Genomic DNA, 22,864 nt, shown 5'->3' on the forward strand with positions numbered 1-22,864 from the left:
TCATCGACATGTGTCGAAAAATGGCCGTGTCAAACGGCCGTTGAATTTGAAATTTTATCTCGTAAATTCAGCCAATTATCGGTTAACCCGCACAGGGCTACGATGATCATTACATGCGGGATCATCGTCAGCGTTAGGTATAAAAACGGCACCATAAAACGATTACCCTTCATCTTCGCAAAGCAGGCATGCAAAACCGCAGTTCCAATGCAGGTATAAAGCACCAACATGACCAAGAGGACATTCCAGCACATTTCCGCCAACCTGCCGTTGGCTAAAACCGCAATAGCGATCGTCAAAGCCGTTGCAAGGGCTAACTTGGCGTGGCCTTTGATACCCAAAAACTCGGACCTGAATCCACCCGGGTTATAAAGCAAGGCTTGCCACCAACGTGCTAAAAACAAACCGAACAACAATCCGAACACGCTACCCGCAGCTATCGCTCCGGTCATAAAATGCGCGAACACCTGTACAGACTTCTTAATGTCTTCAATCGATACTTCCGGTCTAGCTTGCAGCATAGGCTGAGCCATTGCTGCCAACACGCTACTCCACAGTTGCGCCGGGTGCTGCTGTATCAGATAAAAGCCGATAACTGCAACTACACCAAGCAACACTGCCAATTCAATGGCCACTCCCATGTGCCGACCTTCACGCAACACAATGGAAATTAACCAAACCGGCGTCCATAGTACGATGCCGTATATCAACGCGAATTGGTAACCGATCTGTAAAATCGTACTCAGTACTGCAGCAGCCAAACAGGCACACAACAGTACATACCAACCTTCTTTACCCCCTCTACGCAAAGTAACCAATGCGACCGAGGCTGAACTTACAATGCTTGTTACGATACTTACCGCCGGGAAAGGCATAGACAGCAACGCGGTTACTGCTGCAACGGTCATTGCCTGCAGCCGACCTTTCATAATGTAGGTCGCTAGAAAACGCACGACTTTCCTCTAGCCGGTCAACGTAAGCTTACTGATGCGCGTCGCAAAACGGCAACAACGCCAAAAACCGGGCTTGTTTGATTGCGTCGGTCAACTGGCGTTGATATTTCGCGCTGGTTCCGGTGATCCGGCTAGGTATGATTTTGCCGGTTTCGGTGATGTACTCACTCAGCAAATCCAGATTTTTATAATCAATCTTGATTGCGTCTTCACCGCTAAAGCGGCAGCCTTTTCTACGTCTTACGTTGTTACGTGCCATCTTGATAGTCTCGAGTTAAATGTTTATTCGGTTTCAGCGGTAGATTCCGCAACGACTTCGCCTGCGTCGGAAGTACTTTCTTCCTGCTCTGCGTCGCTGTCGTTATCATCTTTAACGCGCGCAGCGGATTTGTGCCCATCGTTACCGCTGGTTGCGATTATTGATGGTTCGGTTATCGCTTCTTTTTGCAACAAGGTCAGACTACGCAAGATAGCATCGTTAAAACGGAAGCCGGCTTCCAATTCTTCCAACGTTTCTCTACCGCATTCAATGTTCATCAACACGTAGTGTGCTTTATGGATTTTTTTGATAGGGAAAGCTAAATGCCTACGCCCCCAGTCCTCCAAGCGGTGGATTTTACCGGAAGCTTCTTCGATAATGGATTTATAACGTTCTATCATGGCTGGGACCTGAGCGCTTTGATCAGGATGCACCAAGAACACGATTTCGTAATGACGCATGATTTCTCCTTACGGGTTAAATAAGCTTCCCGTTATTAACGGTGAAGCAAGGAAGCGGGGAGCGATCCCCAAAAAACCGCTTATTATATTGACAGCCGGAACGCTTGGAAAGAGCTTTTACACCCAGCGCTCGACAAATTGAATGCCTAAAGGCGCATTTCAAACTTTCCTTAACCAATCCAAAGTCAGCTCCGCTACTTGATCCCGCCAGACTCGGGTAGAAAAGGTATGATCGGCTTCGGGCAAATCCCGCCGCGTTATCCTTGGATCGGCCAATAATTCCTGCCAAATAAAGTCTTGCCTGACTGCGTCGCGAAATTCGTCTGCGGTCAAATCGCGTCCACTCAAAATAATCAGAATATTACAACTGCTTCTACGTAGACATTCACGGACGCGCTCCGGTAACGGTAATCGCTGATCGACAGTACCTGCCGAAACCTGCGCGATGAGTTTATTGCCGCCGTTTAACGCCTTACGCGTAAAATCAAACAAACTGCGCAGAGATTGCAAATAATCGAAGCGCAAACCAAACACTTTCCGCCACAAATCCGGATTAGTTAAACGCTTTAGATAATAATGCTTCAAATAACTCTTAGCCGCGCCTTGCTGGGTGTAAACCCAAGGATTCAGAAGCACCATACCGCTTACTCTATGATCCTGATAGACGTAAAACGCCGAAGCCGAGGCCGCGTCGCACAACCCCCACAATACGACTCGCGCCAACCCCGGCTGATGTTGATAAAAAGCGTCAATGCCGCTACGAATATCGGCGTCTATGTGCTCGAATCCGGCCGAAAGACCGGTCGAATCGCCCATGCCGCGCACGTCGAAACGCATGACCGGGATGCCGTTTTCAGCCAAATACCTGGCCAACAACACGAATTGCCGATGACTGCCGACTCGGTATTGCGGCCCGCCAACGACAATCAACACCCCTACCGTGTCGGATTCGACCGAAACCGGACAATGCAAAATGCCAATCAAATCCGCCTGTTCGCAGTTGAAAACTATCGGAATTTCATTCACTCGCATGCTACTGACGCTCGTTATTAATTTAAGTTTTCCAAACGATTTTTCCGTATTTCTATACGTGGCACAATGCTGCGATATCAACCGAGGTCAACTAAAACGCTGATGGTCAATGGAATCAGATCCGGCACCGTCACAATATCTTGACTGCTCCAGAAACTGTCGCCCGCGACGCTGTTCCCAGCGGTATTAATCGCTACATCCTGCAACTTGCGAACAAACTGCTGCGCCTGCGCACTGAGCTCGTTTACGCCGGACGGAAGCACTTCGATCAACGCAACCGATTGAATCGATGCAACCCCATTCAAATCGGCCTTCGCCGCAAGCAACGGAAGCACCAACTCCGGATTCAGCGAATAACCCGCCACTTCAATAACTTCGCCGCGTTGCAATTGCTTTTTTAGCTCGCCAGTCGTTTCCTGCGGCAGTTCCGGATTCATCATCGCTGCCGCCACCCGCAAACGTAAAAACTGGGTAAGAAACACTTCGCCGTTCAACACGGGTTGCCATGCGATTAAACTGTCGAGTGCCTTGCACCCGCCGCTCTTAATCAAATCGAGCGCGAGCAAGGCTCCGGCCCTTAGACTCCAAAGCGTTATCCGCTCGGCACCTTGCCCGACCAACCAGTCCAACGCCTCCAACAGGTTATCTTGCCAAATCCGCCAAGAAGCATCGACAAAATCGCCGGCACTATCGCCGGTTCCGAATAAATCGATTGACAACACTGCATAACCTTGCCCTGCGAGCGCATCGGCTTGCAACGCCACCATTCGCCTGGACTTATTCATTTCTTCCGCGAAGGCCGGCACGTGCAAAATAGCGCGTCTACTGCCAGGGTTGGACGCCGGCCGATACGTCGCGAACAACGGGCCGGAGCGGCTTTCCAGAAAAAAAACTCGCATACGCCTAAAGAAAAATTCTCAAGGCCTATCAGGCTTGTAACTTGGTATCGACAAAGTCGACCAAAGTACCCAGCGTTTCGAACACAGAAGCATTGATTTCATCGTCGTCCACCACAAAACCGAACCTGTCTTCCAAAGCGGTAATGATGCTTACCACCGCCATGGAATCGAACTCGGGGATCGCTCCGAGTAAAGGCGTGTCTTTAGATGCTTGCAGAGGGCTTTGAAAAACCGTTTGCAATAGTTCAACTACTGTATCGATGGTTGACATTTTTGTTATACCCAAAATGTATGCGCTAAAAGTAAAGAATTATTTTTGTGCGGAATGAATTTAATGATTGCGGGCCATAGCAGACAAAACGCAGGAACGATTAAGGGTGCGAACAATGCGCTCATACCACTAGCAAAACAACTCGTTGCCTCGGCCCGAACGCCAGCAACCACGAAATCATAGCCGCAATCATCGAGACCGTAGTCATCAAAATCGGCCGCAAGTGAATTGTGGCGGCTTGAATTACGGCTTGCAACCGGTTTTATTGATTTTTGATCCGAATTGAATTGGCAAACCCCACAAGTAATATGCGGTTCTTGGCAAGAAGATCAAACAGAAAATCTATCCGGCCAATGGGCAAACAGGTGATATACACACTATTAAGATGATTTTTTGATCAGACCGGAGGAACTTGTCCGCTCTCTACTTTTCCGCGGATTTAGAGATATAACGGCGCCATTTGCCGCCAGAAATAACCTTGATGCGCACGGCCGTTCCATTCGTAAAACGCGTGCTGAATACCTTTGCCGTGCAGAATATGGCTCAATTCCCGGTTATTTTGTAAAAACGGATCTTCTTTGCCGATAATCAAAGTGATATCCATTTGTCGCAGATATTTGAGCTGATCTTCGCAATGCAAATTAGGCAAAAAATGACTGGGATTATGGAAATATACGTTATCGTCGTAATAGCCGTCGAATAAATCTTTAAAGTGTTCGACATTCAAGGTCAAATCGAAGCGGCCGGAAAAGGCTACCAATTTTTGAAACAAATGCGGGTGGCGAAACGCAATGTTGGCCGCATGATAAGCTCCCAGACTACAGCCATGTGCGATAGTACAAGGGTGCGGATTTTTGGCGTTCATGTACGGGATGACTTCATGTATCACGTAATCTTCGAACAGCATATGCCGCTTGATCCTATCTTCAGGTCGGCACCAAAAGCAATAAAACGTTTCATGGTCAATGCTATCGATGCAAAACAGCTGCAAATACCCGGCATTTATTTTGTCGCGTAAGGTATCGACGATTCTGAGGTTCTCGTATTCGTAAAACCTGCCGTCACGGGTAGGAAAAATCAAAACCTTGGCCCCCGCATGGCCGAAGACTAAAAATTCCATATCGCGCCGTAAACGGGCGCTATACCAATGATGATATTCTCGATTCATGAATCAATGCGACAGCCCTGCAAAAAACTCGCGAAGCTCTTGCAACAATAGTCTTTCTTGTTCCGGTTGATTGGCATATTCGAAATGACCGGCTTTCAATACAAACAAGCTTTTAGGCCCGGCCCAAGCATTGTAGACCGCAAACTGTCCGGCGGGCGCCACCATAGGGTCGAATAAAGCCGCAGCGACGTGTACAGGCTGGGATGCGAACAGCGCTGCGGTAGCCGCATCATAGTAGCGTAAAGCGTCAGGAAAATGACCGTTACGCCGAGCATACGCCGCTACCGAGGCAGCACTGCCGATGCAGGGCAAATTCAGACGCAGAGGCTGGTTGCCGAAAGTAGGTACGTTTAAGTGCAAACGCTTGATGCGCTTATCCCATGGGGCCGCTAAGGCGCCGATTCCGCCACCAAAGCTAATGCCCATATAACCAATCGATTCGGCGGCTTCGGGATAACGCTTCTGCATCAACGTAACGGCCAACCATAAGTCGTCAACGCAACCGCCAATAATGTAGCTATCCTTGTTGTCTATATCGTGCAAAACGTGATACTGAGGTTGCTCGGCAACCCTATCGCATCGGCTACGCGACAAGCCTCGAAAACACGGAAATAAATAGGCGGTATGCGGAATGTTAAAATGAAAATCCGGTCGATCGCGACCGCCATACCCATGTCCGACGACAATACATTGTTTCACGGCTTGTTGTACCGGCTGCAACAACCATCCGCCGATGACAAAATTATCGGTTGAGCGAAACCGTATATCGAACATAGCAAACCCGCAGGATTCGCCTTGAGCGACCAATTCGGAGTCTACGGTTGCCTGCAACGCTCTGCAGTAACGCCGACTCCAGAAATCGACGAAATCATCCGGAGGACACGGCGCTTCCACGGATAACAAGCGATTTAAATCGTATCCGTGACTAGGATCGAAATTAAAACTGTGTTGCAAAGGACTACAGACAGCGACTAATGAAGATGGTTGGAATAGCGTAGACAGCAAACGTTGCCCCTAAAGCATAGGCGGCCACGCTTACTGAGCCGACTCATCGATTCAATCGACAATTTTGAATTTTTCGCGAGAAGCATCGACCATATCGCGCAATTCCTTACCGGGTTTAAAATGCGGCACGTGCTTTTCCGTCAGCGCTACCGATTCGCCGGTTTTAGGGTTACGACCTAAGCGAGCCGCTCTATGATGTAAGGAAAAGCTTCCGAATCCTCGAATTTCTATTCTTTCTCCGCTCGCCAATGTCTCGCTCAAATGATCTACAACGCATCTGACAGCCAATTCGACGTCTTTAAGCGGAAGATGCGGCTGTTTGCGCGCCAACGCTTCTATCAGCTCTGATTTTGTCACATTCAACCCTAAGTACTCGAGAAATGGAGCGCGCGGTTACAACCGTAGCGCTCCTAGACAGACGTTATTTGTCTATTTGTTTGAAGATATCGCCTAAAGTAGCGGTACCGGCAGGCTGCTGTGAATAATCTTTTATAGCATTCGCCTCTTCTTCTACGTCTTTGGCTTTGATAGACAAAGAAATTGACTTGGTTTTTTTATCGACGCCGATGAATTTGGCTTCGACTTCGTCGCCTTCTTTCAAAAGAGTACGGGCATCTTCTACCCGATCACGCTGAATTTCAGAGGCTTTCAAATAACCTTCTACATTGTCGGCCAAAGTAACCAGCGCGCCTTTCGCATCGACTTCTTTGATCACGCCTTTAACGATACTGCCTTTTTCATTCAGGGCGATGTAGTTTTGGAAGGGATCTTGTTCCAATTGCTTGATGCCGAGAGAAATACGCTCGCGCTCCGGATCGACCGCCAAAATAACGGTTTCGACTTCATCGCCTTTTTTATAGGCGCGAATGGCTTCTTCGTCGTTTTCGTTCCAGGAAATATCCGACATATGCACCAAACCGTCTATGCCGCCTTCCAAGCCGATGAAGATACCGAAGTCGGTGATCGATTTGATTTTGCCGCTGATTTTGTCGCCTTTGTTGTGAGTGGCGGCAAATTCGTCCCATGGGTTGGAGCGGCATTGTTTCATGCCCAGCGAAATACGGCGGCGTTCTTCGTCGATTTCCAGTACCATGACTTCGACTTCGTCACCCAATTGCACCACTTTGGATGGATTGACGTTTTTGTTGGTCCAGTCCATTTCCGAAACGTGCACCAAACCTTCGACACCTTCTTCGATTTCCACAAAGCAGCCGTAATCGGTCAGGTTGTTGACTTTTCCGAATACGCGAGTGCCGGCCGGGTAACGGCGGGCAATGTTTTGCCATGGATCTTCTTCCATTTGCTTCATGCCCAAAGACACGCGGGTTTTGTCTTTGTCGAATTTCAAAACCTTAACGTTAACCTCCTGACCGATCTCTACACACTCGGAAGGATGACGAACGCGGCGCCACGCCATATCGGTGATATGCAACAAACCGTCGACGCCACCCAAGTCGATAAACGCACCGTAATCGGTGAGGTTTTTGACGATACCGGTAACAACAGCGCCTTCCTGCAGGGTTTTAACCAATTCTTCACGCTCGGCGCTGTATTCGCTTTCGACGACGGCGCGGCGAGACAGCACCACATTGTTGCGTTTTTGATCGATCTTGATAACTTTGAATTCTAAATCGCGATTTTCCAAAAATGTGGTATCGCGGATAGGGCGAACGTCAACCAAAGAGCCCGGCAAGAATGCGCGCAGGGCGCCCACGGCTACGGTGAAACCGCCGCGAACTTTGCCTGTGATACGGCCAACCACAGTTTCTTGGGTTTCGAAAGCCTTTTCCAGCTCCGCCCACGCTTTGCTTTTCTTCGCTTTATCGCGGGACAACAGAGTGGAACCCAAGCCGTCTTCGAACATGTCGAGCGCCACTTCGATTTCGTCGCCGACGTTGACTTCCAAATCGCCGTCAGCATTTAAAAACTGCCATTTCGGAATCACGCCTTCCGATTTCGCATGCGTGCTGACAATGACGAATTCGTTTTCGATATCGACAACAGTACCGATTAACATGGCGCCAGGACGCATTTCGGTCTTGGCAAAACTTTCTTCTAACAACTGTGCAAAGCTTTCGCTCATTTTAACGTTCCCAAACTTGTCTAAACCCAAACAAGCTTTCATTCAAAATAAAAAATTAAAAAATAACTGCTCTGACAAGCAGTCGCCATATTAGTCCTGTCGGACCAAATTCATTACCGCTTCTATCACCTGCCGGATGGGCATATCCGACGAATCGATAAAAGTAGCGCCTTCCGGAATCACCAAAGGCGCAACGGCACGATCGCTATCGCGGCGATCGCGCTCTTGAATCTCTTGAGTTATTTGCGAAAGGTTAGCATTAACTCCTTTTTCAATCAACTGCTTATAACGTCTAACAGCGCGCTCTTCGGCGCTAGCGGTTAAATAAACCTTAAATTGCGCATCCGGGAACACCACGCTGCCCATATCCCTACCGTCGGCCACCAACCCGGGAAGTCGTTGAAAATCCTTTTGTTTTTGTAGCAAGACTGCGCGCACTTGCGGATATGCCGCAACCACCGAGGCCGCTTTACCGGTCGTTTCGCCGGCAAGCTGTGCGGTAATATCGTTGCCGTTCAGCCTAACGTTCAATTCATCTACGCAATCAAATTCCAAGCGCATCTCATCCGCCACTTGCAACACGGCGTCGACATTTTCCAACGCTACACCGGACTGCAGCGCGGCAATCGCTAAAGAACGATAAATCGAGCCGCTATCCAGGTAATGCCAACCCAACAGATTTGCGACCGTGCGACTGACAGTGCCTTTACCGGCTCCGCTGGGACCGTCTATGGTCAATACGGGCGCCTGAACCATTAAAGCGTACTCAACTTCAAACCCAATTGCGTGGCTAAGGCGGGAAACTCTTTAAACGAGGTATTAACGTTCGCACAGTCCTTGATGGTAATAGCGGCACCAGCCCGCAACCCGGCAATCGAAAACGCCATCGCGATTCTATGGTCTCCGTGAGAATCCACTTCGCCGCCGCCCATCGCTCCGCCGTTGATGATCATGCCGTCTTCGGTCGGTTGCGCATCCACCCCGAGAATTTGCAAACCGTCCGCCATGACTTGGATCCGGTCCGACTCCTTAACCCGCAATTCTTTCGCCCCGGTTAAAACCGTTTTTCCTTGCGCGCAAGACGCAGCCACAAACAACACCGGAAATTCATCGATCGCCAGAGGCACCAATTCCTCAGGAATATCTATACCGCGCAATTGTGCGCTGCGCACCCGCAAATCGGCTACCGGTTCGCCGCCGACTTCCCGCTGGTTCATCACCTGAATATCGGCCCCCATTAAGCGCAGAATGTCAATTACGCCGGTACGGGTAGGATTGATGCCGACGTGTTTTAACGTCACGTCGGAATTCGGCGCAATGCTGGCCCCTACCAAAAAGAACGCAGCCGAGGAAATGTCGCTAGGCACGTCGATTTCGGTTGCAGTCAACTTGCCTTGATTGGTGATACTGGCGGTGCTGCCCTCGCGCCGTACCGGATAACCGAAACCGGCCAGCATTCTTTCGGTATGATCCCGTGTAGGTGCCGGTTCCGTGACACTGGTTTCCCCCTGGGCATACATGCCTGCCAACAACAGGCACGATTTCACTTGTGCGCTGGCAATCGGCATCGTGTAATGCATGCTCTTGAGTTTGCCGGCTTGACCTTTAATGTGCAAAGGCGCGGTGCCGTCCGCTTGGGTTTCAATCACGGCCCCCATTTGCGCCAATGGCGCCGTTACTCTGCGCATCGGCCGAGACTGCAAAGACTTGTCGCCAACCAAGGTACAATCGAAGGCTTGCCCGGCCAACAAGCCGCTCAATAGGCGCATAGAAGTTCCCGAGTTGCCTAGGTCCAAAGGTTTATCGGGGGCCTTCAACCCGTGTTTACCCACGCCGTGGATAGTCACTTCGCCGTTGACCGGACCTTCGATGTTAACCCCCATCGCGCGGAAAGCCTCTAACGTAGACATCGCGTCTTCGGCGTTTAAAAATCCGCGCACATGGGTAACGCCTTCGGCAATGGAGCCTAGCATGATCGAGCGGTGCGACATGGATTTATCGCCCGGTACGCGAATTTCGCCGTTTAAACTTCCGCCGGGTTGAACTTGAAATGTAATGGATTGAGACATATTGCTTAGTGATTATTCATCAAACGTATCGAGAAAACGTTGCCGCGCGCGATTGGCGTAACTAAAAGCAGCATAAAGTTCTTGTTCTTGACCGGCTTCTATCATTTGTTCGATACGATCAAGTTCGCCTTTCAGATTTTGGATCAACGGGATGATTTCTTGCTTGTTGGCCAGACAAATGTCCAGCCACATCGTGGGATCGCTGGACGCAATGCGGCTGAAATCTTTAAAACCGCCCGCCGCATATTTAAAAATTTCGCGTTGCTCATCTTTTTTACCCAGCAGGCCCACTAAGGCGAATGCCAGGATGTGCGGCAAATGGCTGGTAGCAGCCAGCACGGTATCGTGGTGTTGCACGCTCATGGTAGAAACGCTGGCCCCCACCCGCCGCCACAATTCGCTTATGGCATGTAAAGCAGCGGCATCGGTGTTCTGCAGCGGGGTCACGATAACGCGCCGATTTTGAAATAGCTCTCGGTTGGAAGCCTCCACACCGCTTCGTTCGGCGCCGGCTATCGGATGAGCCGGAACAAAGTTAGCCGGAACCTCACCGAATACCGATTCCAACGCGGCGATAACGCTACCCTTGGTGCTGCCGACGTCGCTATACACCGTTTCCGCCTGCCAATACGGCCGAATTGCCGCAAACACGCTTGCCATGGCGCCGACCGGCGTGGCCACTATAACCAAATCGGCGTGCTCTAGCGCCTGCGAAATTTGGCTGAAATAGGCATCTATGACCCCCAATTTCAACGCAGTCTGCAAATTCGCCACATCGCTGTCGCGGCCGAATGCAACGATTTCATGAGCCAATCCCAGACTACGCACAGCTCGGGCTAAAGATCCGCCTATCAAGCCGGTACCGATTAAGCACAAGCGCTTAAACACCTTGCAGGACCTCGCCTAGAGCGGAAATGAACACTTGGTTCTCACGCTCGGTGCCTATGCTAATACGCAAATGATTGGGCATTTGGTAATTGGCGATGGGCCTGACGATCACGCCTTTTCCAAGCAGGGCTTGGTATACGGGGCCGGCATCCCTTTTCAAATCGACGGCTACGAAATTCCCAGACGAGGGGATCCAGGTTAATCCCAAATTTTCAAAGGCAGCAATCAGTTGCAACATGCCTTGATTATTGCAATCCACTGAGCGAGCCAAATAATCGTCGTCCGCCAACGCAGCCTCTGCGGCGACTAAAGCCAATAGATTACTATTGAAAGGCTGCCTGACCCGATTCAACAAATCGGCCACTTCCAACGACGAAATCCCGTAACCGACTCTCAATCCCGCCAAACCGTAAGCTTTAGAAAACGTGCGCGTCACGATCAAGTTCGGATAGCGAAGCGGCCAGGCCAAGGCGTCCGAACGCAAAGTCGGTAATACGAATTCGTAATACGCTTCGTCCAGCACGCAAATGACAGTGCTTGGCAAACCGGCAATAAACCGCTCAACGTCCTGAACCGACAGCAAAGTACCGGTTGGATTGTTCGGGTTAGCGATGAAAACCAGCCGAGTCTTGTCGTTAACCGCGGCCGCCATGGCAGTTAAATCGTGGCCGTAATTCTTGGCGGGAATTTCCCTAACCTTGGCCCCTGCTGCTTGGGATAAAATCGGGTAAAGTGCAAAGGCGTGTTGGGAAAAAATCACTTCATGCTCGGTACCGACGAAGGTTCGCATCGCCAGCTCCAGGATTTCGCTGGAACCATTACCCAAGGTAATCTGCTCCGCTTGCACGCCAAACTTGACCGACAACGCGGATTTCAGCGAAAAACCGCTGCCGTCGGGATAGCGGGTCAACTCCGGCACGGCCGCGTTGATAGCCTCGGCCACCTTAGGGCTTACGCCCAACGGATTTTCATTGGAGGCTAATTTGACGATTTCGGTTAAACCCAGCTCCCTTTGCAATTCTTCAACCGGTTTGCCCGGCACATAGGGCACCAATTGTTGCACGCCGGGCAAGGCAAATTCTAAAAATCGATTCATGTAAGCTTAGATCACCGCTTTGGGGTAAGAGCCCAGAATTTTCAAGATATTGACGTTGCTTTGCAAGGCATGCAGCGCCTTGGCTACGTTGGGATCGTCTCTATGGCCTTCAATATCGATAAAGAACACATAATCCCACAGGCCTTGCCGGGAGGGCCTGGATTCGATGTGAACCATGCTGATATTGTAATCGGCAAAAGGTCCGAGAATTCGGTAGAGAGCACCGGCGTGATTGGAGGTCGACACCAATATCGAGGTTTTATCGTGTCCGGTCGAAACCGGTTGCAGTGCGCCTATGACGATAAAACGTGTGGTATTGTTGGCCTCGTCTTCGATATTTTTTTCGACGACGTTCAAATCATACATTTCCGCCGCGCGTAAGCCGGCGATTGCCGCTTTGCTGGGATCCAACGAGGCCATGCGGGCCGCTTCGGCATTGCTGCTGACCGCGGTACAGCTTACCCCCGGCAAATAGGTGTTCAACCACTGCCGGCACTGAGCTAACGATTGTTGATGCGAAAAAACTTCCTTGACTTGGCTTAGGTCATCGAACTTGCCCAGCAGATTCTGGTGCACGCGAATTTCGACTTCTCCGCATATTTGCAAAGGGCTTTCGATAAAGCGATCCAAGGTATGCGCGATGACACCCTCGGTAGAATTTTCCACCGGAACCACGCCGAATTGGCAGTGTCCGGTTTCGACCACTTGGAAAATTTCGTGTATGGTCGAAACCGGAATGTCTCTGACAGCGTGTCCGAAATGTTTAAAGGTCGCTTGTTGGGTAAACGTCCCTTCCGGCCCCAAATAAGCCACTTCCAAGGGTTTTTCCAGTGCCAGACAGGCGGACATGACTTCCCTAAATAAATGGGCCACCGAATCGGGATTTAACGGGCCTGGATTGAGTTCTTTGACGCGCCGCAGTACTTGCGACTCGCGATCCGGCCGGTAAAAGCTAACGGTTTCGCCCTGCGCTTGCTTGGTACGGGCAACTTCCAGAGCACAATTCGCCCGCTGGTTGATCAACTGCAAAATTTGCTGATCGATGGCATCTATGCGCTGCCGCAGTTCTGTTAACGGAATAATATCGCTCATACTCGATTAATGGGTACGCTCGAACTCCGCCATGAAATCGATCAAAGCATCGACACCGGATTCCGGCATGGCGTTGTAAATGCTGGCCCGCATACCGCCTACCGAGCGATGCCCGGCTAAAGTGCTCAAGCCGTTTTGTTCCGCCAGTGCCAGAAACTCCTTGTCCAATCCGGCGTCGGCTAAGACGAAAGGAATGTTCATACGCGAGCGGCAATGTTTGGCTACCGGATTGCGGTACATGCCGGAACCGTCTATGGCTTGGTACAGTTTCTCGGCTTTGCGTATATTGCGCCGTTCTATTTCTTCGACTCCGCCCTGCTCTTTCAACCACTGCAGAACCAAGCCCAGCAAATACCAGTTGTAAGTCGCCGGGGTATTCAGCATGGAGTCGCTTTTTGCTTGTTGGGCAAAATTAAATACTGCGGGTACCGTTGCCGGCGCCAAATCGGCTAGGTCTTCGCGGACGATAACCACAGTGACGCCGGACGGCCCCATATTCTTTTGCGCTCCCGCGTAGATGATGCCGAATCGGCTGACATCGACAGGCCTGGACAAAATATTGGACGACATATCGCAGATCAAAGGAAGGTCGAAAACGGCGGGCACTTGGTTAAACTCGACCCCGTGTATGGTCTCGTTGGAGGTATAGTGCAGATACGCAGCGCCGGAATCGACATCCCATTGCTCGAAAGGCGTAACATCGGTAAAGCCGGTCGCTTCCGAACTGGCCGCGATTTTAACCGTGCAATATTTGCCGGCTTCCTTAATGGCGGCGCTCGACCAAGCGCCGGTATTGACGTAACAAGCCACGCTATTGCCGCGCAAAATGTTTTGCGGAATCATCGCAAATTGCGCAGTTGCGCCGCCTTGCAGGAACAACACTTTGTAGTTGTTCGGCACCCCAAGCAAATCGATTAAGTCTTGCTTCATTCGTTCGGCAATAGCCATGAAATGCGGGCCGCGATGGCTCATTTCCATCACCGACATGCCACTGTCTTGCCAATCCAGCATTTCTTGCCGGGCTTTCAGCAATACCGACTCCGGCAGCATCGACGGCCCCGCGCTGAAGTTATAAATCCTGGTCATTATTCCTCTTCCCCATCATTTCCATGTGCACAGTCCAACGTTTCGCCGTCCTTATCGGCCTCCTCGTCTTCCAGACCCTCGATCTTATCCACCCCGACGACTTTTTCGCCTTTATCCAAACGAATCACGGTCACCCCCTGGGTGTTGCGTCCGACTATCGAAATCTCGTTAACTCTGGTTCGTACCAAAGTGCCGGCATCGGTGATTAGCATGATTTCATCGCAATCGCTCACCAATACCGCGGCCACGACCGAACCGTTTCGCTCCGAGGTTTGAATGGCGATTAAACCTTGTCCGCCGCGTTTATGCTGAGTGAACTCCTCTATCCGGGTTCTTTTGCCGTAGCCGTTTTCGGTAATATTCAACACCGTACCTTCAGCCGAAATAATCAGCGAAATCACTTTGCTGCCGTCTTGCAGGCGGATGCCCCGCACCCCGGCTGCCGTCCGGCCCATAGAGCGCACGTCGGTTTCGTTAAAGCAAACCGCTTTGCCGTCGCTGCTGAACAACAACACGTTTTGCTGACCGTCGGTTAAAGCCACGCCAACCAAAGTATCGTTATCGCGTAAATCGATGGCAATCTTGCCTTTGGCCAATTGGAAGGCGAAGTCGGTCAACGGCGTTTTCTTGACCGTTCCGCTGGCAGTCGCCATAAAAACGAATTTATCGTCCGCATATTCGCGCACCGGGAGCATGGCATTGATTTTTTCGCCTTCTTCCAGAGGCAATAAATTGACGAACGGCTTGCCGCGCGACGCTCGGCTGGCGACCGGCAACTCGTAAACTTTGAGCCAATACACTTTGCCGCGCGACGAAAAACACAAGATAGTATCGTGGGTATTGGCGATGATCAGTTTGTCGATAAAATCGTTATCTTTGGTCGCCGCGGCCGATTTCCCCCTGCCGCCGCGGCGTTGGGCTTTGTAATCGGTTAACGGTTGGGTTTTGATGTAGCCTTCGTGCGACATGGTGACCACCATGTCCTCTTCGGTAATCAAATCCTCCGCGGAAAGATTCGAATAGTCTTGGATAATTTCAGTACGCCGCGCGTCCGCATATTCGGCTTTGATTTGTTCCAGCTCTTCGGTGATGACTTCCATCAATCGTTCGTCGCTTCCCAAAATATGCAAAAACTCGTCGATCAGTTTCAACAATTCTTGGTATTCGTTGATGATTTTTTCCTGTTCCAAGCCGGTTAAGCGGTGCAGGCGCAAATCCAAAATAGCTTGAGCCTGAGCTTCCGATAAACGGTATAGCCCGGCCACCAACCCGAACTCCGCCGATAAGTCTTCCGGACGAGAGCGATCGGCATCCGCTCTATCCAATAAAGCCGCTACCAACCCCGCGTTCCAGGTTCTGGCTAATAACCCCGCTTTCGCTTCTTGCGGGTTCGGCGAATGCTTAATCAGCTCAATCATTTCGTCGATATTAGCCAGTGCGACTCCCAAACCTTCTTGGATGTGCGCTTTTTCCCTGGCTTTGCGCAAGCTGTATATGGTTCGGCGAGTGACGATTTCACGCCTATGGTCTATGAACGCCAGCAGAATGTCTTTCAAATTCATGCAATGCGGCCGGCCGTCGTACAAAGCCACCATGTTGATGCCGAACACCGTTTGCATTTGCGTTTGTTTATACAGATTGTTCAACACGACGTCCGGCACTTCGCCGCGCTTCAATTCGATCACCAAACGCATGCCGTCCTTGTCCGATTCGTCTCTAATCGCCGAAATACCGTCGATTTTCCCTTCTTTCACCAAATCCGCAATTTTGATCTGCAACGTGGCCTTGTTGACCTGATACGGTAATTCGGTAGCCACAATTTGTTGCCTGCCACCGTCGCCTATGTCTTCGAAATGACAACGCGCCCGTAAATAAATCCGCCCGCGCCCGGTGCTATAAGCTTCGTGAATACCATCTGCGCCGTTGATGATGCCGGCGGTCGGAAAATCCGGACCGGGCACCCATTGCATCAAATCCACGATCGACAGTGTAGTGTCCTTGATTAACGCTAAACAGGCGCTGACGATTTCGCCCAGATTGTGCGGCGGAATATTGGTAGCCATGCCTACCGCGATCCCGGAAGAACCGTTGATCAATAGTGTAGGCACCTTAGTCGGCATGACGGTCGGCTCCGATTCCGACTCGTCATAGTTAGGGACGAAATTGACCGTCTCCTTATCTAAGTCCGCCAACAACTCGTGAGCGATTTTAGACATGCGCACTTCGGTATAACGCATGGCCGCAGGCGAATCGCCGTCTACGGAACCGAAATTGCCTTGACCGTCTACCAGCATATAACGCAAAGAAAACGGCTGTGCCATACGAACGATAGTGTCGTAAACCGCGGTATCGCCGTGCGGATGGTATTTACCGATCACGTCACCGACCACACGGGCCGACTTTTTGTAAGGCTTGTTCCAATCGTTGCCAAGTTCGCTCATTGCGAAAAGTACGCGTCTGTGGACAGGCTTTAAGCCATCTCGGACATCCGGAAGCGCTCTACCCACGATCACGCTCATGGCGTAATCCAAGTAAGACTGTTTCATCTCGTCTTCGAGATTAACAGTAATGATTTCTTTGGCGAAGTCTGACATGGGTCCTTGTTGGTAATTCAGTCAAGCGCAATGGCTCGAGCCAGGCATCTCCGGTAAGACTCCATTCCTCGCCGCAGTACCCTACAAAAGGGCGGGATTATAGCAAAGGAGACAGCTTCTAGTTAGGCAAAAATCTCTTCGAAAAAATTGCGCATCGTCAGCCATGATCGCTTGTCGGCTGAAGGCTGATAGACGGTTCCGAATCCGGGATCGTTCGCCAGCGGATTGGTAAACGCGTGCATGGTCGAACCGTAAACATGCACTTGCCAGTCGGTACCGGCCCGGGTCATTTCCGCTTCGAAAGCTTGTACTTGCTCAGGAGTCACCATGGGATCGTCGTGCCCATGCAAAGCCAGAACCTTAGCTTTTACACGTGGCTCAGGAATGTTGGCCGGCGGTATCAACAAACCGTGAAACGATACCGCTCCCATGAGATCGGCGCCGGTACGCGCCAAGTCAAGTGCACATAAACCGCCAAAACAAAAGCCTATTGCGGCAATTTTGCGATTATCCGCCCACGGCAACATTTTTGCCGCGGTTAAGCCGGCGGTTAAGCGGCGTTGCAACATAGCCCTATCGTGCATGAACGGCGCCATCAACTTGGCGTTTTCCTCAGCGGAGCGGCCTAAAACGCCTTTCCCGTAAGTATCGACCGCAAACCCTAAATAACCGAGTTCAGCCAAAGCCCGGGCTTTGTCGGCCACGAATTGATCTCGCCCCAACCATGCGTGATGTATCAACACCAAAGGTCGCATGCCGGTCAACGCATCGTCGTAAGCAAAAAAGCCTTCCAGCACCGCATCGCCGTCTAAATAATCGATGGTATTGGCAACGACCGCCATAGTTCTACCCCGCTTGCTTGGATAACACGCCCTCGCGTGTTAAAAATTCTAATAATCCTTCCGCTGCCGCTTCGGCCATGTCCAGTACCCGTTCGAAACCGTAAGCTCCGCCGTAGTACGGATCCGGTACTTCACGTTGATTGAGCTGGGGGGCGAAGTCCAACAGATATTTAATTTTATCTTTATGCGTTTCCGGACAAATATCCTGCAATATCGAGAAGTTATCGCTATCCATTGCCAAAATGACATCGAATTTTTCAAAATCCGCCGCCGCTACCTTGCGCGCCCTTAGATGCTTTAACTCGATTCCACGATCGCGTGCCGCTTTTTGTGCCCTCAGATCCGGAGCGTCGCCCACGTGATAGGCATGAGTTCCGGCGGAATCAACCTCGAACAAATCCGACAAGCGCCGTTGCGTGAGCAAGGCTCTAAACACCCCCTCAGCAGTTGGCGAGCGGCAAATATTACCCATACAAACGAAAAGAATCCCAATTTTTTTCATACACTTACAATCAAGTTATAACTATTTTTTAAAAAACACAGTACGGAACTAAGCACAAGACATTAACCGGCGATACATTCATTTCGGTGCTTGCCGGGAAGTTCCCCTTACCTTAATCATCCTCTCACAATTTTAACAAAGGGTAACAGGAGAGCGAATTGCTACTACAAGTTTAGATCCACCTCGGATAGCCGGGTAAAAAACCTTTATATACAAAGCTAGCCGGGATGCTTTAAAACAGAAATTAACCGCTCTTAATCCACCGCCGCAGCCCCGAAAAATGCAAAGCTAAGTGGGAGCTGCAACACCGCTGCGGCGAAGGCGGCGCTCCCTAATGACTTTCAAAGCATGCCTAACGCCGGTAAATTTCGCTGCCTACCTTGAGGGCACGTTTGGCGAGGGCCTTGTGCGGACCGGATTTACCGAGTATGAACAGGCTGTGCGGCAACGACAGCCGGGCCAACAGTTGTTGAGTCAGTTTTTGTTCTTTGGCGAAAACATCTTTAGCAAACACCAAAACGTAGGTTTTTGCATCCGGATAGTGTTGCATCGGTTTTTCGGCCAACCACAGGCGTTTAATGCCGGTGACCGCAGCGGCAGCCTGACGCAGTGCGGCCAGGGTTGCGGCGTCGACTTGCGGTTCTATCAAACTATCTTTGTGGCTCAAGTGTTGGCGCTCCAGGTCGGCGGCCCGGTTGACGTCCATTTGCCGGTCGGCCCGGTGCTGCCATTGTTCGGCCTCCGCCTGCTCGCCTCGGCTGCGGTGGAAATGTTCCAGCCAGCGGTAGCCGTCCAGCGCCAGTTCCGGCTTGGCTTCTATTGCGACCTGCATGGCGGCGACGCCTATCGGATTATTGCGCTTCAACAACAGCCGACCGATCACGAAATCGGCGTCCGGGTCGGCCTGCATGGCGCGGTAACGCTGGTACAGCGGGAGCGGATCTTTATCCGATTCAAATTCTTCGGTCAGCGTCGCCAGCCGCCACAGCTGTTCCGCCGTCATAGCGTCGGCGGGGATTTGCGCCAGCTCGGCCAGTTGCTGCCGACCTTGCCGGCAATACTGAAATCGTTCGCGCCATTGCTCGCCGTGGTGTTGTAACCACAGCCGGTCGAAATCGGCCAATACTCCGGGCAATTGTTGCCCCAGCCAAACCTCGGCAGCCGACAGGGCAGGCATTTTCGGCAGGGGCGCATCGATTTGCAGGGCCTGCAGCCGGTCGTACAAAGCGGGATGGGTATCGTAATGACCGGTTTGCACCGCCAACGCTTCGACGACCTTTCCGCGCAATTCGTCGATCGAGAACGGTGTTTCCCGCAGAAAGTCGCGCAGGGAACCAAACGGCGCCACCGGTTGTTCGTTGCGCTCGGCCTGTTGAAAAAACGGCGTCCAATAGCGCTCGTTGACCAAACCGGCGACAACGTGACTGTTGACTAATGCTTGGGCGGCGTCCGCGCTGCTGGTCAACTGCGCCGAGACGGCGTCGGCGGCAAATTCGTTGCTGCGCGCTAACGCGAACGAATAAGCGGCGAAAGTTGGCGCATACCAATCGAAAAAGCGCCGCATCAGCGAGGCACCGATGTTTTGCTGGTGCGCCAAACCTTCCATAATGCGTTGCCATCCTAGCCGAACCCGGTAAATCCAGCCACCGAAGCGGCTGTGCGCGGCCGATAAATGCCCCAGTTCGTGCGCGATTACCGCATCGGCCTGGGCCGGCGTCAGGCTAAGCAGCAGTTCCAAGCCGAGGATCAAGGTGTTTTTCGGCCAGCCGAATACGCCGAGGCGCGGGGTTTGCACAATCGCCGCATTGGCTTCCGGCGTCAAAATTACTTGGTGGATGCGCGGCGCGTCGAGCCGGCGGCTCAAGCTTTTCAAGCGTTCGAACAGTTGCGGATAAGCTTTGGCTGTCAGCCGGTAGCCTTCCGGCGCTTCGAACCGCACCCACAAGGCTCGCAGCAACACGTAAATCATCCCCACGATCACGATGATCAGTTTTTTCTTCAGCAAAAAAATCACGAAGGTGGTACTGACCAGCGCAGCCCAACCGATGCCTGCACTGAGGGCCAACAGAATAAACAATACGCCGAATATCACCGCATAACCCAACAAGGCTAGTAAGCCTACCTTGGCGCGGTAAGTACCGGGCCTCTCTTGCGCTTCCTGTTCGGCGCGTCGGATCAGGGCCTCCAGGCGTGCGCGTTGTTCGGCGGTGGTTTTCATGCAAGCTCCTTATAAACGTACGACGTGGCAGTTGCCTGAGGCATTTTGCCGGTTGGAATACCTCATTGGCTCTAACGGAAATAATACGTCGATTTTAACTTTTAGGGTAGTCAGTCAGGAGGAGCTTAAACGACTACCGACATACCGGCAATCGGATCTGGCGCGGCATGCGCTACCATCAATCGCGCTCGTGCCGGTTATAGATAAGCTTCGATGGTGAAAGGGCGCTCCTTGGCGATTCGAAAGCCAATTCGCGGGAGGACGGTCGTTGAAAAATTTTCATAGTAAACCCTTCAACAAACCGCTGCCGCAGGCTGGCATTCGCCGGGAGCAACCCGGCCTATGCAGCGTTACAATCGAGGCGGCGACAGTCACGGATTTACTGGTTATACCAATTCGGCCAATTATTCCAGTTGCCCCAGTTGTTCCAGTTCGGCCAGTTGGCCCATTGAGCCAACATCGAGCGGGCTTTATTTACGGCCGTATCCGTTTCCGCGGATTCGCAAGCGGACGGCGGCTCAGCCTGTTCGAGCAAATTTTGCCGCACAGCCTGTACACGGGTTTCCAAGGCTTGTTGTTGCCGGTGGCCGGCATTAGCGGGATTGAGCGGACTCGCTAAACAAACCAGCCCCAGCGTGCGCAACAAGTAGGTCAAAAATGCGCGGCAACGGTTGCGACTTAGGGATGCGGATGCTTGCTTCATAACAAAATCTCCGGGTCTGAAAAGGCGAATACAGGCTAGGCTATCGACGCGGTTAGCGATAGGAAATGGAAGCGAATTTACTGCCGCCGCACTCGTCTTAAAACTCCAATGGCCGGCAGTGTAGCTTAACTGCGCGGATTTGCGACAGCGAAAATCGCCTGCCACGCTCTCGGCCATGGCGAATCGAAACCCATTCTCGCCACCCACCTACTCCAGCAGTTTGAGACGCCCTTCAATCAGACCGAGTAAAGGCAGCAAACGCCGCTCCGGATATGTCGTTTATCGCTCAAACAGACAAGCGGCATGTAACAAATGTCGGATAAATCACCAACGGCGAGCACCACTCGCCCGCTTTTATCCTACAAATTTCATGGTATTATCCGCCTCGCCATTTAGGCACAAATGTTGCGGTATTTGTCGCGGTCTGATCGGGCTGCGGGCTGGCCGCAACTCGATCCATAACAATAACGACAGCGTTGCACGCCATCAGCACAACAGCGGGAGCTGAACGGTATCGGCCAGGCTAGCGGCGCAAACAAGCCATGCAGGAGCTTACATGATCGAAACCTTTTACGACGTGATGCGTAGGCAGGGCATCACCCGCCGCAGCTTCTTGAAGTTCTGCAGCCTCACCGCTGCCTCGCTGGGTTTGTCCCCGGCCTTCGCCCCGAAAATCGCCCACGCGATGGAAACCAAACCGCGCATTCCGGTGTTGTGGTTGCACGGGCTGGAATGCACCTGTTGCTCGGAGTCGTTCATCCGTTCCGGCCATCCTTTGGCCAAAGACGTGATTCTATCGATGCTGTCATTGGATTACGACGATACCATCATGGCCGCCGCCGGCCATAACGCCGAGGCTATCGTCGACGAGATCGTCGAAAAATACAAAGGCAATTACATCCTGGCGGTGGAAGGCAATCCGCCGCTGGCCGAAGACGGCATGTACTGCATCATCGGCGGCAAACCCTTTGTCGATCAATTGAAATACGCGGCGGAAAGCTGCAAAGCCATCATTTCCTGGGGCTCCTGCGCCTCCTGGGGTTGCGTGCAGGCGGCCAAGCCGAATCCGACCCGCGCTACGCCGGTCCATAAAGTACCGGGCTTGGCCAACAAGCCGATCATCAAAGTGCCGGGCTGCCCGCCAATTGCCGAAGTGATGACTGCCGTGGTGGCTTACATTCTAACCTTCGACAAATTGCCGACTCTGGATAAACAAGGCCGGCCGCAAATGTTCTACAGCCAGCGCATCCATGACAAATGCTATCGCCGTCCGCATTTCGACGCCGGCCAGTTTGTCGAGCAATGGGACGACGAGGCTGCGCGTCAAGGCCAATGCCTGTACAAAATGGGTTGCAAAGGCCCGACCACCTATAACGCTTGCTCGACCGTGAAATGGAACGAGGGCGTGTCGTTTCCGATTCAATCCGGCCACGGTTGTATCGGCTGTTCCGAAGACGGCTTCTGGGATAAAGGCAGTTTCTACGATCGCCTGACCGGCATCAACCAGTTCGGCATCGAAGCCAACGCCGACGTGGTCGGCGGCAGCGCGGCCGGCTTGGTCGGTGCGGGCATTGCCGCGCACGCCGGTCTGACCGCCCTGAAAAACGCCAAACAAGCCGACAACCATCCCGGAGCTGAATAAC

At 51.9% G+C, this 22,864-nt stretch carries 22 protein-coding genes; 1 reads left to right on the top strand and 21 read right to left on the bottom strand.

The features are described 5' to 3' along the window. Window positions 1–29 precede the first annotated feature (29 nt). From AB0A83_RS12390 to AB0A83_RS12490, 21 genes are all read right to left on the bottom strand, one after another. Entirely contained in the window at window positions 30–953 is a 924-nt protein-coding gene (locus AB0A83_RS12390; RefSeq protein ID WP_150048840.1) for a hypothetical protein, read from the bottom strand. 28 nt (window positions 954–981) lie between these two features. Further along, window positions 982–1,212, bottom strand: a complete 231-nt coding sequence (gene rpsR / locus AB0A83_RS12395) for a 30S ribosomal protein S18 (protein WP_150048842.1) — start codon at window positions 1,210–1,212, stop codon at window positions 982–984. Window positions 1,213–1,235: 23 nt separating this feature from the next. Then, complete coding sequence (gene rpsF / locus AB0A83_RS12400) at window positions 1,236–1,673, bottom strand: 30S ribosomal protein S6 (protein WP_150048844.1); 438 nt, start codon at window positions 1,671–1,673, stop codon at window positions 1,236–1,238. Window positions 1,674–1,832: 159 nt separating this feature from the next. After that, window positions 1,833–2,699 carry a hydrolase 1, exosortase A system-associated gene (locus AB0A83_RS12405; RefSeq protein WP_367154309.1) on the bottom strand — a complete coding sequence of 289 codons (867 nt, stop codon included), beginning with the start codon at window positions 2,697–2,699 and terminating at the stop codon, window positions 1,833–1,835. An 83-nt stretch (window positions 2,700–2,782) separates the two neighbouring features. Next, the gene (locus AB0A83_RS12410; RefSeq protein WP_367154310.1) at window positions 2,783–3,604 is read right to left on the bottom strand and encodes a hydrolase 2, exosortase A system-associated; all 822 of its coding nucleotides are present in this window, start codon (window positions 3,602–3,604) and stop codon (window positions 2,783–2,785) included. 28 nt (window positions 3,605–3,632) lie between these two features. Further along, on the bottom strand, window positions 3,633–3,875 hold the full coding sequence (locus tag AB0A83_RS12415) for an acyl carrier protein (protein WP_150048850.1): 243 nt from the start codon (window positions 3,873–3,875) through the stop codon (window positions 3,633–3,635). Between the two features lie 439 nt (window positions 3,876–4,314). Continuing rightward, window positions 4,315–5,043 (bottom strand): alpha/beta hydrolase-fold protein, encoded by a 729-nt coding sequence (locus AB0A83_RS12420; protein ID WP_150048852.1) that lies wholly within the window; start codon window positions 5,041–5,043, stop codon window positions 4,315–4,317. Between the two features lie 3 nt (window positions 5,044–5,046). Next, window positions 5,047–5,997 (bottom strand): acetylxylan esterase, encoded by a 951-nt coding sequence (locus AB0A83_RS12425; protein ID WP_150048854.1) that lies wholly within the window; start codon window positions 5,995–5,997, stop codon window positions 5,047–5,049. A 102-nt stretch (window positions 5,998–6,099) separates the two neighbouring features. Continuing rightward, window positions 6,100–6,405, bottom strand: coding sequence for an integration host factor subunit beta (locus AB0A83_RS12430; RefSeq protein ID WP_150048856.1), 306 nt, complete (start codon window positions 6,403–6,405; stop codon window positions 6,100–6,102). A 64-nt stretch (window positions 6,406–6,469) separates the two neighbouring features. Continuing rightward, complete coding sequence (rpsA, locus tag AB0A83_RS12435; RefSeq protein WP_150048858.1) at window positions 6,470–8,131, bottom strand: 30S ribosomal protein S1; 1,662 nt, start codon at window positions 8,129–8,131, stop codon at window positions 6,470–6,472. Window positions 8,132–8,221: 90 nt separating this feature from the next. Further along, window positions 8,222–8,887 (bottom strand): (d)CMP kinase, encoded by a 666-nt coding sequence (cmk, locus tag AB0A83_RS12440; RefSeq protein WP_150048860.1) that lies wholly within the window; start codon window positions 8,885–8,887, stop codon window positions 8,222–8,224. After that, entirely contained in the window at window positions 8,887–10,200 is a 1,314-nt protein-coding gene (gene aroA / locus AB0A83_RS12445) for a 3-phosphoshikimate 1-carboxyvinyltransferase (protein ID WP_197737358.1), read from the bottom strand. The genes cmk and aroA overlap by 1 nt, the downstream gene beginning before the upstream one ends. Before the next feature lie 12 nt (window positions 10,201–10,212). Continuing rightward, window positions 10,213–11,088, bottom strand: coding sequence for a prephenate dehydrogenase/arogenate dehydrogenase family protein (locus tag AB0A83_RS12450; protein WP_197737359.1), 876 nt, complete (start codon window positions 11,086–11,088; stop codon window positions 10,213–10,215). Then, a complete protein-coding gene (gene hisC / locus AB0A83_RS12455) occupies window positions 11,081–12,184 on the bottom strand; it encodes a histidinol-phosphate transaminase (RefSeq protein WP_367154313.1) in 1,104 nt (367 codons plus the stop codon). Before hisC ends, AB0A83_RS12450 begins: the two co-directional genes overlap by 8 nt. A 6-nt stretch (window positions 12,185–12,190) precedes the next feature. Continuing rightward, window positions 12,191–13,276, bottom strand: coding sequence for a prephenate dehydratase (gene pheA, locus AB0A83_RS12460; protein ID WP_150048864.1), 1,086 nt, complete (start codon window positions 13,274–13,276; stop codon window positions 12,191–12,193). A 6-nt stretch (window positions 13,277–13,282) separates the two neighbouring features. Beyond that, window positions 13,283–14,362: a 3-phosphoserine/phosphohydroxythreonine transaminase gene (gene serC / locus AB0A83_RS12465; protein ID WP_150048866.1), complete on the bottom strand. Its 1,080-nt coding sequence runs from the start codon at window positions 14,360–14,362 to the stop codon at window positions 13,283–13,285. Then, window positions 14,362–16,956 carry a DNA gyrase subunit A gene (gene gyrA / locus AB0A83_RS12470; protein ID WP_150048868.1) on the bottom strand — a complete coding sequence of 865 codons (2,595 nt, stop codon included), beginning with the start codon at window positions 16,954–16,956 and terminating at the stop codon, window positions 14,362–14,364. The genes serC and gyrA overlap by 1 nt, the downstream gene beginning before the upstream one ends. Window positions 16,957–17,078: 122 nt before the next feature. Further along, on the bottom strand, window positions 17,079–17,798 hold the full coding sequence (locus AB0A83_RS12475) for a dienelactone hydrolase family protein (RefSeq protein ID WP_150048870.1): 720 nt from the start codon (window positions 17,796–17,798) through the stop codon (window positions 17,079–17,081). Window positions 17,799–17,802: 4 nt separating this feature from the next. After that, window positions 17,803–18,300, bottom strand: a complete 498-nt coding sequence (locus AB0A83_RS12480; RefSeq protein WP_367154314.1) for a low molecular weight protein-tyrosine-phosphatase — start codon at window positions 18,298–18,300, stop codon at window positions 17,803–17,805. A gap of 352 nt (window positions 18,301–18,652) precedes the next feature. Next, a complete protein-coding gene (locus tag AB0A83_RS12485) occupies window positions 18,653–20,518 on the bottom strand; it encodes a M48 family metallopeptidase (protein WP_367154316.1) in 1,866 nt (621 codons plus the stop codon). Window positions 20,519–20,897: 379 nt separating this feature from the next. Beyond that, window positions 20,898–21,221, bottom strand: a complete 324-nt coding sequence (locus AB0A83_RS12490) for a hypothetical protein (RefSeq protein WP_367154317.1) — start codon at window positions 21,219–21,221, stop codon at window positions 20,898–20,900. A 556-nt stretch (window positions 21,222–21,777) separates the two neighbouring features. Here AB0A83_RS12490 and AB0A83_RS12495 point away from each other — a divergent pair. Beyond that, window positions 21,778–22,863, top strand: coding sequence for a hydrogenase small subunit (locus AB0A83_RS12495; RefSeq protein ID WP_367154318.1), 1,086 nt, complete (start codon window positions 21,778–21,780; stop codon window positions 22,861–22,863). The last annotated feature ends 1 nt before the right edge of the window (window position 22,864 follow it).

The organism is Methylomonas sp. HYX-M1, assembly GCF_040741385.1.
Classification (GTDB): Bacteria; Pseudomonadota; Gammaproteobacteria; order Methylococcales; family Methylomonadaceae; genus Methylomonas; species Methylomonas rhizoryzae.

Excerpts from the sequence above, each read along its gene's own strand:
- gyrA (WP_150048868.1), bottom strand. The coding sequence starts at position 16,956 with ATGTCAGACTTCGCCAAAGAAATCATTACTGTTAATCTCGAAGACGAG.
- rpsF (WP_150048844.1), bottom strand. The coding sequence starts at position 1,673 with ATGCGTCATTACGAAATCGTGTTCTTGGTGCATCCTGATCAAAGCGCT.
- AB0A83_RS12480 (WP_367154314.1), bottom strand. The coding sequence starts at position 18,300 with ATGAAAAAAATTGGGATTCTTTTCGTTTGTATGGGTAATATTTGCCGC.
- cmk (WP_150048860.1), bottom strand. The coding sequence starts at position 8,887 with ATGGTTCAGGCGCCCGTATTGACCATAGACGGTCCCAGCGGAGCCGGT.
- AB0A83_RS12420 (WP_150048852.1), bottom strand. The coding sequence starts at position 5,043 with ATGAATCGAGAATATCATCATTGGTATAGCGCCCGTTTACGGCGCGAT.
- pheA (WP_150048864.1), bottom strand. The coding sequence starts at position 13,276 with ATGAGCGATATTATTCCGTTAACAGAACTGCGGCAGCGCATAGATGCC.
- AB0A83_RS12485 (WP_367154316.1), bottom strand. The coding sequence starts at position 20,518 with ATGAAAACCACCGCCGAACAACGCGCACGCCTGGAGGCCCTGATCCGA.
- AB0A83_RS12415 (WP_150048850.1), bottom strand. The coding sequence starts at position 3,875 with ATGTCAACCATCGATACAGTAGTTGAACTATTGCAAACGGTTTTTCAA.
- AB0A83_RS12410 (WP_367154310.1), bottom strand. The coding sequence starts at position 3,604 with ATGCGAGTTTTTTTTCTGGAAAGCCGCTCCGGCCCGTTGTTCGCGACG.
- rpsR (WP_150048842.1), bottom strand. The coding sequence starts at position 1,212 with ATGGCACGTAACAACGTAAGACGTAGAAAAGGCTGCCGCTTTAGCGGT.
- hisC (WP_367154313.1), bottom strand. The coding sequence starts at position 12,184 with ATGAATCGATTTTTAGAATTTGCCTTGCCCGGCGTGCAACAATTGGTG.
- serC (WP_150048866.1), bottom strand. The coding sequence starts at position 14,362 with ATGACCAGGATTTATAACTTCAGCGCGGGGCCGTCGATGCTGCCGGAG.
- AB0A83_RS12475 (WP_150048870.1), bottom strand. The coding sequence starts at position 17,798 with ATGGCGGTCGTTGCCAATACCATCGATTATTTAGACGGCGATGCGGTG.
- aroA (WP_197737358.1), bottom strand. The coding sequence starts at position 10,200 with ATGTCTCAATCCATTACATTTCAAGTTCAACCCGGCGGAAGTTTAAAC.
- AB0A83_RS12490 (WP_367154317.1), bottom strand. The coding sequence starts at position 21,221 with ATGAAGCAAGCATCCGCATCCCTAAGTCGCAACCGTTGCCGCGCATTT.
- AB0A83_RS12495 (WP_367154318.1), top strand. The coding sequence starts at position 21,778 with ATGATCGAAACCTTTTACGACGTGATGCGTAGGCAGGGCATCACCCGC.
- rpsA (WP_150048858.1), bottom strand. The coding sequence starts at position 8,131 with ATGAGCGAAAGCTTTGCACAGTTGTTAGAAGAAAGTTTTGCCAAGACC.